Here is a 15,167-nt window from a genome sequence, read left to right as displayed (position 1 = left end):
TATGAGTAAAATAATTGGAATCGATTTAGGTACTACCAACTCTTGTGTATCCGTAATGGAAGGTGGAGAACCGGTAGTAATTGCAAATGCTGAAGGAAAAAGAACAACCCCCTCTGTGATTGCATTTGTAGAAGGAGGTGAAATTAAAGTGGGAGATCCTGCAAAAAGACAAGCGGTAACTAATCCAACCAAAACCATTGCGTCTATCAAACGCTTTATGGGTAATAAATATTCGGAAAGTGCAAAAGAAGCTGGAAATGTAGCGTATAAAGTGGTGAAAGGAGACAATGATACGCCACGTGTAGATATTGATGGTCGTTTATATACACCACAAGAATTATCTGCCATGACATTGCAAAAAATGAAAAAAACAGCTGAGGATTATTTAGGTCAATCAGTTACCGAAGCAGTTATTACTGTACCCGCTTATTTTAATGATGCTCAGCGTCAAGCAACAAAAGAAGCCGGAGAAATTGCCGGACTTAAAGTAATGCGTATTATCAACGAACCAACTGCTGCTGCCTTAGCTTATGGTTTAGATAAATCAGGAAAAGATCAAAAAATTGCGGTGTACGATTTAGGTGGAGGTACATTCGATATTTCTGTGTTGGAATTAGGTGATGGTGTTTTTGAAGTGTTATCTACGAATGGCGATACACACTTGGGTGGGGACGATTTTGACCAAGTAATCATTGATTGGTTGGCAAACGAATTTAACAGCGAAGAAGGTGTAGATTTACGTAAAGACCCAATGGCTCTTCAACGTTTAAAAGAAGCGGCAGAAAAAGCGAAAATTGAATTGTCTTCTTCTACACAGACTGAAATTAACTTGCCTTATGTTACGGCTACTGCTAGTGGACCAAAGCACTTGGTAAAAACATTAACGAGAGCAAAATTTGAACAATTAGCTGAGAATTTAGTTAGACGTTCAATGGAACCGGTAGCCAAAGCATTAAAAGATGCCGGTTTATCTACTTCAGACATAGATGAAGTAATCTTAGTAGGAGGTTCAACTCGTATGCCTGTAATTCAAGAGCAAGTTGAAAAATTCTTTGGGAAAAAACCTTCTAAGGGTGTAAATCCGGATGAGGTGGTAGCAATTGGTGCTGCTATTCAAGGTGGGGTGTTAACCGGAGATGTAAAAGATGTATTGTTACTTGATGTAACACCCTTATCGTTAGGTATTGAAACCATGGGAAGTGTAATGACAAAATTAATTGAAGCTAACACAACCATCCCAACTAAAAAATCGCAAGTTTTTTCAACAGCGGCAGATAACCAACCATCGGTTGAAATTCACGTGTTGCAAGGAGAAAGACCAATGGCAAATGACAACAAAACAATTGGTCGTTTCCATTTAGACGGAATTCCGCCTGCCCCAAGAGGAGTGCCACAAATTGAAGTAATGTTTGATATTGATGCTAATGGTATCATTAAAGTTTCGGCAACAGATAAAGGAACCGGAAAATCACATGATATTCGTATTGAAGCTTCGTCCGGATTAACACCCGAAGAAATCGAAAGAATGAAAAAAGAAGCTGAAATTAATGCTGAAGCGGACAAATTGGCAAAAGAAAAAGTAGATAAGTTGAACGAAGCTGATGCAATGATTTTCCAAACTGAAAAACAACTAAAAGAGTTTGGTGATAAATTATCAGATGCTAACAAGCAACCCATTGAGGCAGCATTAACAGAATTGAAAGCAGCTTATGAAACCAAAGATGTTGCTACAATTCAACCTGCATTAGACAAAATCAATGAAGCGTGGAAAAATGCTTCAGAGGAAATGTATAAAGCTCAAGCAGAAAGCCAAGGTGGTGCTCAACAAGCTCAGCCGGAAGCCGATGCAAGTGGTGATCAAACACAAGACGTTGATTTTGAAGAAGTGAAGTAATTTTAAAATAATAGATGTTCAATAAAAAAATAGGGTTTTAAAAGCCCTATTTTTTTTGCTCTCCTGTTATAACCCTTTAACACTTGAGGAATTTCTAATAATTTGAGAAAAGTTAAAAGTCAATTAAAAACTAAATAATTAAACGCCCCTCTTTTTAATTAAACCAACTGCTCATATCAATAGCATTACTCAAAGTTTTTTCAACGTATTACATTTTTTTTGTATTTTAACATGAAATTGTAAAATTTTATGTTGAAGCAATTTAAATATCTATTTCTTTTTTTTTCTTTTTCTGTTTTTAGTCAAACAGAAATTTCATTTCGACAATTGTCCGTACTTGACGGACTATCACAAAATAGTGCTATCTCAATCGCTCAAGACCATGAGGGATTTTTATGGATTGCAACTCAAGATGGATTAAATAAATATGATGGGAATGGTTTTAAAGTTTTTCCTTTTCAATATGAAGATATAACCAAGCCGAACTATAGTTATCTGGGTAAAGTATATTGTTTTTCAGATCAAAGTATATGGTCAATTCCATCGGACAGAAAGTTATATCATTATGACCGTAATAGTAATTCTTTTAAAAAGAAAGATTTACCTTTTACTGTTGCAAGTTTTTTGATTGACCAACAAAATACGGCATGGTTTGGTTCATATAATTCTGGTTTGTATTATCAAGATTCTACTCATGCCAATCCAATCCAATTAAAAATTTCAACTACCGATAAATATACACTTTATGATTTGATGCAAGTTGTGTCAAACAAAATTGTAATTGCCGGCACCGGTATACTTGGTGAAGTGAATCCAGACTCTAAAACGTATACTTCTTTTCTTAGTCAAGCAACGCAAATAAATTTTAGCTCAATAAGTGAGGACAAATCAGGATATTTATGGGTTGGTTCCTATGGTAATGGTATTTGGGTTAAATCGATAAATCAACCTTTTATACAGCCAATTTCTGAAATTTTCCCTCTATTGTCATTGCCGAATTCACTAAATGTGCAAGATCTACATGTAGATAGGGAAAATCGAATTTGGATTGCCACTTATGGCGACGGATTGTATTTAATTTCTTCAGATAGAAAAACCTCAACCCACTTTAAGCACCAAAAGCAAAATTCAAGAACAATTCACTACGATGATGTTTTAAGCATTTTTGAAGATTATTCAGGAACCATTTGGTTTGGAACCGACGGGGGTGGATTAAGTTATTATGACTCGTTTCTAGAAAAGTTCATTCCCTATTTAAATAGTCAAACTCCTGAATCTATTTCAATTGATGTGGTTCGTGCTATTGTAAAAGATCAAAACAATATGCTTTGGATTGGAACAAGTGGAAAAGGATTAACTCGACTTAATCTATCAACATCAGAATGGAAAACATTCACCACGGTAAATTTACCGGGTTTAAAATCGGATAGGATTATGAGTTTACATTCAATGCCTACCGGAGATTTATGGATTGGAACACAAGATGGTGGGTTACATATTTTATATCCGGATGGTTTAGTGACTTCACTGTTAAAGAAAAAGCCATTTGGCCCACACACCATTTGGCAAATTTTTAAGGATAATAAATCAAAAATTTGGTTGGCCACTCGTGATAAAGGCTTGGTCTTGGTAGATACTAATGGTAACTTTCTACGCTCTTATGATTTCAAAAGCTTAATGACAAACGGTGTTAAACCCTCAATTAGGACGATAAGGGAAGGAGGTGGGTATTTATGGTTGGGTACTGACTTTGACGGTCTTATTCAGTTTGATCCGGAATCGGGTAAAGTTTGCTATTACACTCATGCTGCTAACAAAAATTCCATTTCGTCCAATCAAATAAAATCCTTATTTTATCAAAAGGATCGTAATTTACTTTGGATTGGTACAAATGGTAAGGGATTGGATGTGTTTGATTTAAATACACAAAAATTTTATAATTTCAATAAAAAGGATGGTTTGGCGAATGATGTAATTTATGGTATTTTAAGTGATTTAGAATTAAATTTATGGTTAAGTTCCAATAAAGGAATTACTAGGTTCACAATCCCGAATGATTTAAATTTAAAACCACTAGTGGTGAATTTTTCTAACTATGATGGTTTGGCTACCGAGTTTAATACAGGTGCCTATTATAAGGCTGAATCTGGAGAGTTATATTTTGGTAGTTTAGAGGGTTTTTATGCTTTTACACCACGGTCTATTCGAAGTAATACCATTCCACCCAAAACCAAAATTACGAAGTTAGATGTTTTTAGCACATCTATTCCCCTTTCTAATCCGGTTGAATTAGCAAGTAAAGAAAACACCTTGACTTTTTATTTTGCTGCATTACAATTTTCTTCACCCAAGCAAAATCAATTCAAATATAGATTGTTGCCACACGATATCGATTGGGTATCAGGAGGGTCAATTCCCTTTGCACGTTATACTAATTTGCAACCGGGTTCCTATTCGTTTGAAGTTATTTCAGCAAATTATGATGGCGTTTGGAGTACAAATGGCGACTCCTTTTCTTTTATTATTTTAAAACCTTGGTATTCAACCACTATCGCATATGTTTTATATCTACTCTTATTTCTATTGACTTTGTATGGACTTTACCTATTTTTCAAAGCTAGAATTAATTTTAAGTTAAAAAAAAATGAAGCAGATCAATTAAAAAAAATTAACAACTACAAGAGTAAACTTTTTTCAGACTTATCACATGAAATACGAACACCACTTACTTTAATGAGTGTAACTTTAGAACAGCAATTGGCGAACACTCAACATACAGATAAAGTTAAAAGTGATTTAGAAGTCGTTTCTAAAAATAAAGATCGAATTCTAAAATTAGTAGAACAACTTCAAGAATTGACTCAAGTGGAACTGAACAGTCATCCCCTAGTTGTAAAAGAAGGTGATTTGTCTTTATTAATTACCTCTTTAGTGCATTCCTTTAGTTATTTAGCACAAGAGAAACAAATTCATTTTATCGCTGATATAACCATTAAAGAAAAAGCTTGGTTTAATGACGATATCATTTATAAAATTGTAACCAATTTACTTTCTAATGCCGTAAAATATTGTCCATCCCAAGGAACCATTGATTTTAAAGCACATTTAGATGTATCTCAAAATTTACATATTGAAGTTTCTAATGATTTAGAAAATCCTTTAGAAAATCCATCACAAGTATTTGATCGTTTTTACAGGGAGAATTATGCAACAGAAGGATTAGGAATCGGACTTGCTTTGGCAAAAGAGTTGGCTGAATTACACAAAGGCAGTTTGAAAGTGGATGAATCACAAGTGCACAAAGCCCTATTTATTTTAGATATTCCCCTAGTATTAAACAAGTATAATGATGATGAAATAGATATAACTAATATAAATTCAGACGATAAATCAAAAAACACAACAGCTAATTTAGCAACCATGTTGATTGTTGAAGACCATCGTGAACTTAGAACTGTTTTAAAAGAATTATTTCAACCCAACTTCATTGTATTTACAAGTACTAATGGTCAAGAAGCATTAAAAATTGCTAATAAAGAACTTCCCGATATCATTTTATCTGATGTCATGATGCCTGAAATGAACGGTTTTCAACTCTGTCATGAATTAAAAACAAAGGAACTTACTTCACATATTCCTATCATTTTATTAACAGCAAAAACAGATAATGAAGCCGAGTGGTATGGAATATCAGAAGGTGCAGATGCCTATATAAAAAAGCCATTTCGAGTTGATTTGTTACAATTGAAGGTAAATAAACTTTTAGAAAATCGTAAATTACTAAGAGAAAAATATCAAAGTTCTGATCATTTTAAACCGACTGAATTTGCAGTAACTTCTACAGAAATGAAATTTTTGGAAAAACTCCAAAAAGTTATAGATGACAAGTTAAATGATAACGCTTTTGATGTTACCCATTTTTGTGAATTTATGGGAATGAGCCGAATGCAATTGCATCGAAAATTAAAAGCAGTTACAGGGCAATCCACTACCGATTTTATGAAGTCCAATAGATTAAAAATAGCAGATGCATTACTTCAAAATTCAGATTTACAAATTGCAGAAATAGCATACATGAGCGGATTTAACTCGTCCTCTTATTTTATCAAATCCTACAAAGATATGTATCAAATTACTCCTTCAGAACGGAGAAATACCGCATAAAGCACATTTTGTTACAAGAGTTACATCAATTGTTACCAATCTTATATTAAGTTTCTTTGATATAGTTTTACTTTACATTTGAATTAAAACAATGTAGTTATGCGTAAAATTCTATCATTCCTTTGTATTCTTTTCGTGATTTCAGCTTTTTCACAACCTCCAACGAATCCGACAACTTCAGTTAACATTTACAACATTGAAGGTAATCGAGCGAGTATAAGTATTACAAGAGGTAATGGAACTTCCCGAATAGTAGTAATCAAAAAAGATAGTCCGGTTACATTTTTACCTATAAATGGAAACTCTTATTTAGCCAATACCGTTTTTGGGAATGGTCAACAAGTAGCTCCAGGTGAATATATCATCATGTCAAGTGGTTCTAATAATGTAACGGTAACAAATTTAATCCCATCGTCAACCTATCATATAGCAATTTTTGAATTCAATGGCTCTGGCCTTTCAAGTGCTTATTTGGTCTCACCAAATTTTGTTAGTAGCTTTATTACTTTGTCTTCTCCCACTACACAGGCCACAAATGCAGCCATATCAAATTTAAATTCCAATACACTCACTTTATCATGGACGCCTGGAGATGGACAATATTCTATGGTTTTAGCTAAAGAAGGTGCTCCTGTTAATGCTAATCCTGTTGACTTAATTTCATATTATGCACAAAATACTTATTATCAAATCAGTAATGGACCTGCCCAAATAGGAGTTGGTAATTTCGTTTTATACAAAGGCACAGGAAGTTCTGTGAATATTGATAATTTAAATCCAAATACAACGTATCATTTTGCTGTTTTTACCTTCAACGGTTCGGCCGCACCAGTATATTTAACTACCAATCCAGCCACTACATCTGCCACTACATTATCGTATCCAACAGTACAAGTAAGTGGTTTACTTTTTGACACATTCGAAGGAGATGGTTTTAGAGCAAGATGGACAGCAGGTAATGGTGCAGGAAGAATTGCTATTATTCGAGAAGGACAACCTGTGTCAGTATTTCCACAAGATGGAACGGTTTATAGTGGAAACGCCAATTTTATAAATGCTATCGATATTGGCGAAGGTCATAAAGTTGTTTATAATGGTGTTGGAACCAATGTGACCATTACTAATTTAGTTTCTGGTAGTACCTATTATGTGGCCGTTTTTGAATATGCCGGATCTGGTAGTGCTCGTACTTATAATATAATAAATTATCCCACAGCAATGCAAAGCCCTGCTATTGCACCCACACAAAATGTGGTAAGTATTTCTGCAAATAATTTAACACAAAATCAAGCTACGCTTACAATGCAACCAGGAAATGGTTCTGGTCGATTTGTAGTTGTTAGAGCCAATGCACCAACCAGTTATGAACCAGAAGATTTGAATAGCTATTATGCTAATAACACACCAAATCTGAATGATAATTCGGGAGATGTGGGTAATGGAAATGAAGTAGTTTATAAAGGTACTGGAAACCAATTTACAATAACAAATGCACTGCCAAACACCACGTATTATGTTTCTGCGTATGAATTTAACGGTAATAACAAACCAATTTATAATAAGATAACTCCAGCAGTTACAACTTTTACCACTTTATTGCCTCCTGCTCCAACCATTGCCTCCTCTAATTTGTCTTTCAATTCAATTGAAGGGAATTCATTTCGATTACAATGGACAAATGGAAACAGTGAACGTCGATTAATCCTGATGAGTAAAATCGCTCCTCTTACTTTTGAACCAATAAATGGAAATCAATATCCTGCCAATACTGACTTTGCTTTAGCTAATGAAATTATATCTGGAGAAAAAATAGTTTACGATGGTACTGGTAGTAATACTACAATTACTAATTTAGAAATTGGAACTTTATATTATGTTCGAATTTATGATTACAACGGTACTGGATCGCTTTCCAACTATCTAATTCCTTCAAGTTTAAATGGTTCTGGCTCTTCAGCATCTGCTCCTACTATCAGCTCAAACAATATGTATGTTGAGCAAATCAGTCAAGATCAACTAAGAGTATATTGGACAAATGGAAATGGACAAAGAAAATTATTAATTGGTCGTTTAAATGAGGCAGTAGATGCTGTGCCAGAAGATTTAATTGCATATAATGCAAGTACTTATTTTAATAGTGGTAGCGAAATAGCACCTGGTCAAAGGGCGAAATATTTTTTTACAGGAGCCGCATTAGGCCAAGAATCTTTTGCCACAATTTATTCAGTTAGCCCAGGAAATACGTATCATTTTAAACTATTTGAAGCGAATGGAGTTAATGCCCCTGTTTATAATACTGTAAATGCTGCATCAATTAGTTATACTATTGGTTATGAACCTTTAACGCCTTCTGCAAATATGTTTACCCAATCGCATGATGGAGGTTCTATGACAGCTTATATTGGCGATACAGGTGGTGGGCAACGAAGAATTATTGTAGCTAGAGAAGGTAGTCCTGTCACATTTATTCCACAAGATGGAGTAGACTATGATGCAAATCCTGATTTTTCTTTGGGAACAGATTTAGGTGATGGGCAAAAAGTAGTTTATGATAATGCTAGTTATTTTGTAAACGTAACGGGTTTAGAACATTCTACAACCTATTATTTTGCCGTTTTTGAATATGGTGGAACGGGTTCTAACATTGATTATTTAACTTCCTCCTTTGCTACGGCTAGCGGAAGTACACTTCCAATTCCATCACAGCAAGCAACATCAATAAGTTTTAACGGAACCACTTCTTTAAGCAGTAATATCTCTTGGACGAATGGAGATGGTAGTAGTCGTTTAGTTATCGCTAAAAAAAATAATCCAGTAGATATAGACCCACAAGATTATACGAATTATAGTTCTTATTCTTCTAATTTTGGAAGTTCCGGTGGACTCGGAAACGGGAATTATGTGGTTTACAAAAATAATAGTAACAATTTTAATTTAACTGGTTTACAAAGTGGTACAACATATCACTTAGCGGTTCATGAGTTTAATGGTTCAGGAACACCAGTTTATTTAAAACCCGGTTTAACGGGTTCGTTTACCACTTTAGGGCCGCCACAAGAACAGGCCCAATTGCAAGCTTTTACAAATATAACGACTAATTCAGGTCAAATTAATTGCATTGCAGGAAGTGGACAAAAACGTTTAATTGTGATGAAAGCGGGAAGTCCAATTACAGCAATTCCAAACGAAAACACGACCTATGTGCCTAATAGTTATTTGGGTTCTGGCAACTCAATAGGCGATGATACCTTCGTTGTATATAATGGATTTGATAGTCAAGTAACCGTTACCGGTTTAGCACAAGGAGTTACTTATTATGTAGCTGTTTTTGAATTTAATTCTTTTTCTGGTGGCATCGTAAATTATTTAACACCATCTACTGCGTTAGGTAATTTTACCACAATCGTAGATCCGTGTTTTGGTGTTAGTTGTCCTCCCGGCCAAACCTGTTATGATGGCGGATGTTTTCCCATAAGTTATGAAATTTCCGGAATTGTTCGCGATGGTGTAAGTTTATTACCATTGGCAAATGTGACGGTAAATTCCGGATGGGACATTGTGACTACTGATGAACAAGGCTATTACTTAATTGATGGTTTCTATGGCGATGTATTAACCTTATCATTATCGGGATATGAAAATCTTCAAAGTGAACCAATTACCGGAGTACAACCTTTGACTTGTATATGTTTGATTTGTGCTATGGGGCTTCCTGTCCTCCGGCCAAACCTGTTATGATGGCGGATGTTTTCCTATAAGTTATGAAATTTCCGGAATTGTTCGCGATGGTAAGTTTATTACCATTGGCAAATGTGACGGTAAATTCCGGATGGGACATTGTGACTACTGATGAACAGGCTATTACTTAATTGATGGTTTCTATGGCGTGTATTAACCTTATCATTATCGGGATATGAAAATCTTCAAAGTGAACCATTACCGGAAGTACAACCTCTTTTGACTTGTATATGTTTGATTTGTGCTATGGGGCTTCCTGTCCTCCCGGCCAAACCTGTTATGATGGCGGATGTTTTCCTATAAGTTATGATTACGGATATTTTCCTATAATTATAAATTTCCGAATTGTTCGCGATGGTGTAAGTTTATTACCATTGGCAAATGTGACGGTAAATTCCGGATGGGACATTGTGACTACTGATGAACAAGGCTATTACTTAATTATGGTTTCTATGATGTATTAACCTTATCATTATCGGGATATGAAAATCTTCAAAGTGAACCAATTACCGGAAGTACAACCTCTTTGACTTGTATATGTTTGATTTGTGCTATGGGGCTTCCTGTCCTCCCGGCAAACCTGTTATGATGGCGGATGTTTTCCCATAAGTTATGAAATTTCCGGAATTGTTCGCGATGGTGTAAGTTTATTACCATTGGCAAATGTGACGGTAAATTCCGGATGGGACATTGTGACTACTGATGAACAAGGCTATTACTTAATTGATGGTTTCTATGGCGATGTATTAACCTTATCATTATCGGGATATGAAAATCTTCAAAGTGAACCAATTACCGGAAGTACAACCTCTTTTGACTTGTATATGTTTGATTTGTGCTATGGGGCTTCCTGTCCTCCCGGCCAAATCTGTTATGATGGCGGATGTTTTCCCATAAGTTATGAAATTTCCGGAATTGTTCGCGATGGTGTAAGTTTATTACCATTGGCAAATGTGACGGTAAATTCCGGATGGGACATTGTGACTACTGATGAACAAGGCTATTACAATTATGGTTTCTATGATGTATTAACCTTATCATTATCGGGATATGAAAATCTTCAAAGTGAACAATTACCGGAAGTACAACCTCTTTGACTTGTATATGTTTGATTTGTGCTATGGGGCTTCCTGTCCTCCCGGCCAAACCTGTTATGATGGCGGATGTTTTCCCATAAGTTATGAAATTTCCGGAATTGTTCGCGATGGTGTAAGTTTATTACCATTGGCAAATGTGACGGTAAATTCCGGATGGGACATTGTGACTACTGATGAACAAGGCTATTACTTAATTGATGGTTTCTATGGCGATGTATTAACCTTATCATTATCGGGATATGAAAATCTTCAAAGTGAACCAATTACCGGAAGTACAACCTCTTTTGACTTGTATATGTTTGATTTGTGCTATGGGGCTTCCTGTCCTCCCGGCCAAATCTGTTATGATGGCGGATGTTTTCCTATAGAAAACCCATGCGATGCAATTCCGCCTATTTTATTCACTTGGTATGCAGATAGTGATGGCGATGGTTTTGGAGAGGATACAGATGCATTAATGAATTGTGAACAACCAGAAGGTTATGTTGCTATAGGCGGCGACTGCGACGACACCAACAACACGGTTTACCCCGGAGCGACAGAAATCTGCTACGATGGTTTAGACAATGATTGTGATGGCATTATTGACAATGGTTGTACACCAATAGTATCGGTAGTTCAACCGGCACAGTGTGGAATAACCTTACCAACGATTGACAGTTATGTTTATGCTAACTTGGTAGCGGGAGCACAAGGATACCGTTTTAGAGTAACCAATTTATCAACCAATGAAGTACAAACCATAGATAGAGCGTTACGGGTTTTCCGCATGACGCAACTCACCAACTATGCTTTCAATACAACTTATTCAATAGAAGTATCGGTAAGAATCAACAACGTATGGCAACCGTTCTACGGGACACCATGTACTGTTTCTACACCGGATACCACTACACAAATCCAAGCTTTTCAATGTAACACGGTTATCAGTAACGTGAACAACGCTATCTTTGCTGATATTGTACCGTTTGCAACGGGTTACCGCTTTAGAGTAACTAATACGTTGAATCCAATCGATGTGCAAACTATTGATCGTCCGATTAGAGATTTTAGAATGAATTTGTTGTCAAACATTCAATACAATACAACGTACAACGTAGAGGTTTCGGTTAGAAATACAGATGGGACGTATTTGTCATACGGACCGACTTGTAACATCACTACACCAATCTTCCCAACTGTAGGATTAGTTGATGTACAATGTGATGAGTACCTAGTGACATCAAATACTGAAGCACTCTTAGCAGAGTCGTATACAGTAGCAGAAGGGTACCGATTCTTATTAGAAAATTCAAGTTTGCCATACAGCCAAACGGTTGATAGAGCAACGAGAACAGTAACCTTGAATAACTTCACAGGATTATTGCCTGTCGAAATGTATACAGTACGAGTTGCAATCCAATTAAATGGTATTTGGGGTCCCTATGGAAAATCATGTACTATCATTACCCCAGGAGCCGGAAGACCGGATGAAGTGACTAGAATGGATGCAATCACAATCGATTTCGATGGATTCAAAGCGATTGCTTTACCAAACCCATTTGCCACAAGTTTTGCCATTGATGTGAAAACTTCTAAAAATGAACAAGTAAGCTTGACGATTTATGACATGATGGGCAGACTGTTAGAGGCAACTCAATTAAAAGCACAAGATGTAATTAACTACCAATTTGGAGATCGTTATCCTTCTGGTGTATATAACGTAGTTGTAACCCAAGGTGAAGAAACGAGAACAGTGAGAGTAGTAAAACAATAAACCGAAGTGACTGAGGAACTGAGGTTCTAAAGTGATGGGTTAAATAATAAAAACCTCCGAGCAATCGGAGGTTTTTATTTGATAAAATTACAAACGATGACTTTTACTTCCCAATACAAAAAGTAACTTAACTTGATAATCAATGAGTTACGGAGATTGGGCAACAAATAGGCAACAAAATCTGTAAAATTGGTGGCAAATAAGAGAAAATGCCTTTGTTTTATTAGAACCTATCTACGAGTAAATATAAGCCTTTTTTCTTTGTTTTAGCCTTCAAATTGAGTTCTTGATACTTTGGTAGTTCGGAACAATAAAGTTTATCATAAGGCTTTGCAAAGCCGTTCTTGACCATTATTTCGTTTAAGGTGTTGCCGTTAGGCAATACCACATAAGCCAAAGTTCTGCCGTATGGGTCTTGCTCGTTGCCTACTTCTTGAATTAATGTAATTCGTTTTCCAATTTTTGCTCTTTTTCTCAAAAACTCAAAAGACTGGTGTGCAAGCTCCATCAAGAAACGTCCTGATAAATGGGTTTCTCTTTCGTCCTGCTTTAGTTTTTTGCAAGGTGTCAACTCTGGTGCATCAATGCCATAAAAACGTATTTCTTCCTCTTTATTTGAGATTAAATTCTTTGCGATTATTCCATCACCATCTACAACTTTTACTATTTCGTAGTTGGTTTTGATTGTAGTCTGACACTTTACATCTAATTGCTTCATATTGCACTATTTAAGTAATTGATAAACAGCTATTTATGGCGTAAATTTACAATAAATTTTCAACATATAAATAGCGTATCATTATGGCAAGACAAACAGGTCTCGTTCGATACTCTGGCACAATGGGCGGAGTACGACATTTCAAAATTAAAGGACTGCAAGGCGACTTTGCAGGATTATCAGGTGGTCCATCTGCTGAACAAATTGCAACTGATCCAGCTTTCCAAAGAACTCGTGAAAATATGAACGAATTTGGCGGAAGTGCAATTGCAGGTAAATCCCTAAGAACAAGTATTGCAGGTTTAATCCGTAATAATGGCGATAGCCAAGTTACTGGAAGGATTACCGCAATAATGAAAAAAATCAATCTGGAAGATGGTTCAGAAGCCAGAGGTCGAAGAGCAATTTTAGTAACTGTTGCTCCTCAATACTTAGATGGTTTTGAGTTTAACAAGTACACTGCTTTTAATGGTGCTTTTAACGCTCCTTATACCATTACTCCAACTGCTGCAAGGGATAGTTCAACTTTGGATATTCCTTCGTTTAATCCTTTGGATAGAATGTATATTCCTGCCGGTGCTACTCACTTCAAAATCATCAATGCTATTGCTGTTTTGTCTGACTTTGAATATAACAGTACAACTGGAGTTTATGAGCCAAAAGACGGTACTACAAACGGCTTAACAGATGTGCAAGATTCAGGGTATCTCCCTGTAAATGCTGTAACTGGTGCGATTAGTGTTGTAAGTACTTTACCGGGTTCTCCTACTATTTCTGCGGATGTGTCGGTTGTTAATGTGCTGGCTGTGGAATTTTATCAGGAAGTAAACTCAAACTACTACTTATTTGCTCAAGGTAATGCAATGAAAGTAGCCAAGATATTCTAATTCTTCATCAGTGGATTAGATGATTTCGGAAAATCGGGAAAGCCTGCTCATATCGAGTGGGCTTTTTTCGTTTGCACCTTTTTTCCTATAATGGTTAAATAAGGTTTAAATAAGTGTATCTAAACCATAAGACAACCATAGGAAAGGTTTTTTACCTCCTTTTGATGTAACGGTAAAAAATAGCCCTTTTGGCATCATTGATAAGTAGCAAAGTTTCTTTGTATTTTTTCTCTTGCTGCTCTAAAATTTCTAATGCCTTTACTGACTTATTGAAGCCTTTTAAATCGTTTTTAGCTTGCTCTAATCCGTTATTTATGGCTTGTTTGCAATCGCCAATGGTAATGAATGGGATAACAGAACCTTTTAAGAAATATTCAAAGGATTTTGCCTTCCATAAGCCGAAACAAAGCGAGTAAAAAAACTGCTTATCTTCTTCGGTTTTGGCGGTTAAAACAAAGCAATTTGGGCAAGGCTCGGAAAGTGGTTTTCCACTGTTGTTTCCTTTGCATAGGATGTAGAAATGTGGCTCGTTTATTTGAGCTTTTGGGCTGTACGTTTTAAGTGAGAATTTTGCCATTTTGAGATGATTTTGTTTGCTTCCGAAATCCCCTCTGACAAAAAATTTTTTGACAAAGAAAAAAACGAAAAAAAAAGAAAGCCATCTCATCAGGTGGTGGAGATTGGACAAGCAAGTTTTTTTGAAAAAATACTACCCGATAGGGTGGAGATTTTTTTAAAAACCCGTAGGGCTTGAACTTGAAGGGCCAATTGTAGCCACCTACTTTTGCTTCCTTTTTTATTCTTTTTGTTAAAACATCTCTTATAATTCTAATCTTAATTGATACTTCTTCTTTTCAATTCCAATGGGGTAAACACTTCCAGAAAAAAAATAAACTATACCGCTTCTGTGCGT

At 35.8% G+C, this 15,167-nt stretch carries 9 protein-coding genes; 7 read left to right on the top strand and 2 right to left on the bottom strand.

Translation table 11 applies throughout. From position 1 onward, the window contains the following. Window position 1 precedes the first annotated feature (1 nt). The 6 genes from dnaK to R2782_RS12210 all read left to right on the top strand — a co-directional run bounded on the left by dnaK (window position 2) and on the right by R2782_RS12210 (window position 12,649). Window positions 2–1,894, top strand: a complete 1,893-nt coding sequence (gene dnaK, locus R2782_RS12235; RefSeq protein ID WP_371268535.1) for a molecular chaperone DnaK — start codon at window positions 2–4, stop codon at window positions 1,892–1,894. A gap of 327 nt (window positions 1,895–2,221) precedes the next feature. Beyond that, window positions 2,222–6,058, top strand: a complete 3,837-nt coding sequence (locus R2782_RS12230; RefSeq protein ID WP_371268534.1) for a two-component regulator propeller domain-containing protein — start codon at window positions 2,222–2,224, stop codon at window positions 6,056–6,058. Between the two features lie 99 nt (window positions 6,059–6,157). Further along, complete coding sequence (locus R2782_RS12225) at window positions 6,158–9,796, top strand: hypothetical protein (protein ID WP_371268533.1); 3,639 nt, start codon at window positions 6,158–6,160, stop codon at window positions 9,794–9,796. 230 nt (window positions 9,797–10,026) lie between these two features. Continuing rightward, complete coding sequence (locus R2782_RS12220; protein WP_371268532.1) at window positions 10,027–10,260, top strand: hypothetical protein; 234 nt, start codon at window positions 10,027–10,029, stop codon at window positions 10,258–10,260. A gap of 84 nt (window positions 10,261–10,344) precedes the next feature. Beyond that, window positions 10,345–10,893 (top strand): hypothetical protein, encoded by a 549-nt coding sequence (locus R2782_RS12215; protein ID WP_371268531.1) that lies wholly within the window; start codon window positions 10,345–10,347, stop codon window positions 10,891–10,893. Window positions 10,894–10,900: 7 nt separating this feature from the next. Beyond that, the gene (locus tag R2782_RS12210; protein ID WP_371268530.1) at window positions 10,901–12,649 is read left to right on the top strand and encodes a MopE-related protein; all 1,749 of its coding nucleotides are present in this window, start codon (window positions 10,901–10,903) and stop codon (window positions 12,647–12,649) included. 223 nt (window positions 12,650–12,872) lie between these two features. Here the strand turns inward: R2782_RS12210 and R2782_RS12205 are convergent, their stop codons facing one another. Next, on the bottom strand, window positions 12,873–13,367 hold the full coding sequence (locus R2782_RS12205; RefSeq protein ID WP_371268529.1) for a thermonuclease family protein: 495 nt from the start codon (window positions 13,365–13,367) through the stop codon (window positions 12,873–12,875). Between the two features lie 83 nt (window positions 13,368–13,450). Here R2782_RS12205 and R2782_RS12200 point away from each other — a divergent pair, with 83 nt between their 5' ends. Then, entirely contained in the window at window positions 13,451–14,254 is an 804-nt protein-coding gene (locus R2782_RS12200; protein ID WP_371268528.1) for a hypothetical protein, read from the top strand. A 151-nt stretch (window positions 14,255–14,405) separates the two neighbouring features. Here the strand turns inward: R2782_RS12200 and R2782_RS12195 are convergent, their stop codons facing one another. After that, on the bottom strand, window positions 14,406–14,831 hold the full coding sequence (locus tag R2782_RS12195) for a hypothetical protein (RefSeq protein WP_371268527.1): 426 nt from the start codon (window positions 14,829–14,831) through the stop codon (window positions 14,406–14,408). Window positions 14,832–15,167: the final 336 nt, after the last annotated feature.

The organism is Flavobacterium sp. (genome assembly GCF_041392085.1).
Classification (GTDB): domain Bacteria; phylum Bacteroidota; class Bacteroidia; order Flavobacteriales; family Flavobacteriaceae; genus Flavobacterium.
The sequence above is the reverse complement of the archived record's forward strand: the minus strand, read 5'-3'. Positions and strand labels throughout refer to the sequence as shown.

What these genes read in the sequence shown, in the direction of transcription:
- dnaK (WP_371268535.1), top strand. Translation starts at nt 2, where the DNA reads ATGAGTAAAATAATTGGAATCGATTTAGGTACTACCAACTCTTGTGTA.
- R2782_RS12225 (WP_371268533.1), top strand. Translation starts at nt 6,158, where the DNA reads ATGCGTAAAATTCTATCATTCCTTTGTATTCTTTTCGTGATTTCAGCT.
- R2782_RS12220 (WP_371268532.1), top strand. Translation starts at nt 10,027, where the DNA reads ATGTTTGATTTGTGCTATGGGGCTTCCTGTCCTCCCGGCCAAACCTGT.
- R2782_RS12210 (WP_371268530.1), top strand. Translation starts at nt 10,901, where the DNA reads ATGTTTGATTTGTGCTATGGGGCTTCCTGTCCTCCCGGCCAAACCTGT.
- R2782_RS12205 (WP_371268529.1), bottom strand. Translation starts at nt 13,367, where the DNA reads ATGAAGCAATTAGATGTAAAGTGTCAGACTACAATCAAAACCAACTAC.
- R2782_RS12200 (WP_371268528.1), top strand. Translation starts at nt 13,451, where the DNA reads ATGGCAAGACAAACAGGTCTCGTTCGATACTCTGGCACAATGGGCGGA.
- R2782_RS12195 (WP_371268527.1), bottom strand. Translation starts at nt 14,831, where the DNA reads ATGGCAAAATTCTCACTTAAAACGTACAGCCCAAAAGCTCAAATAAAC.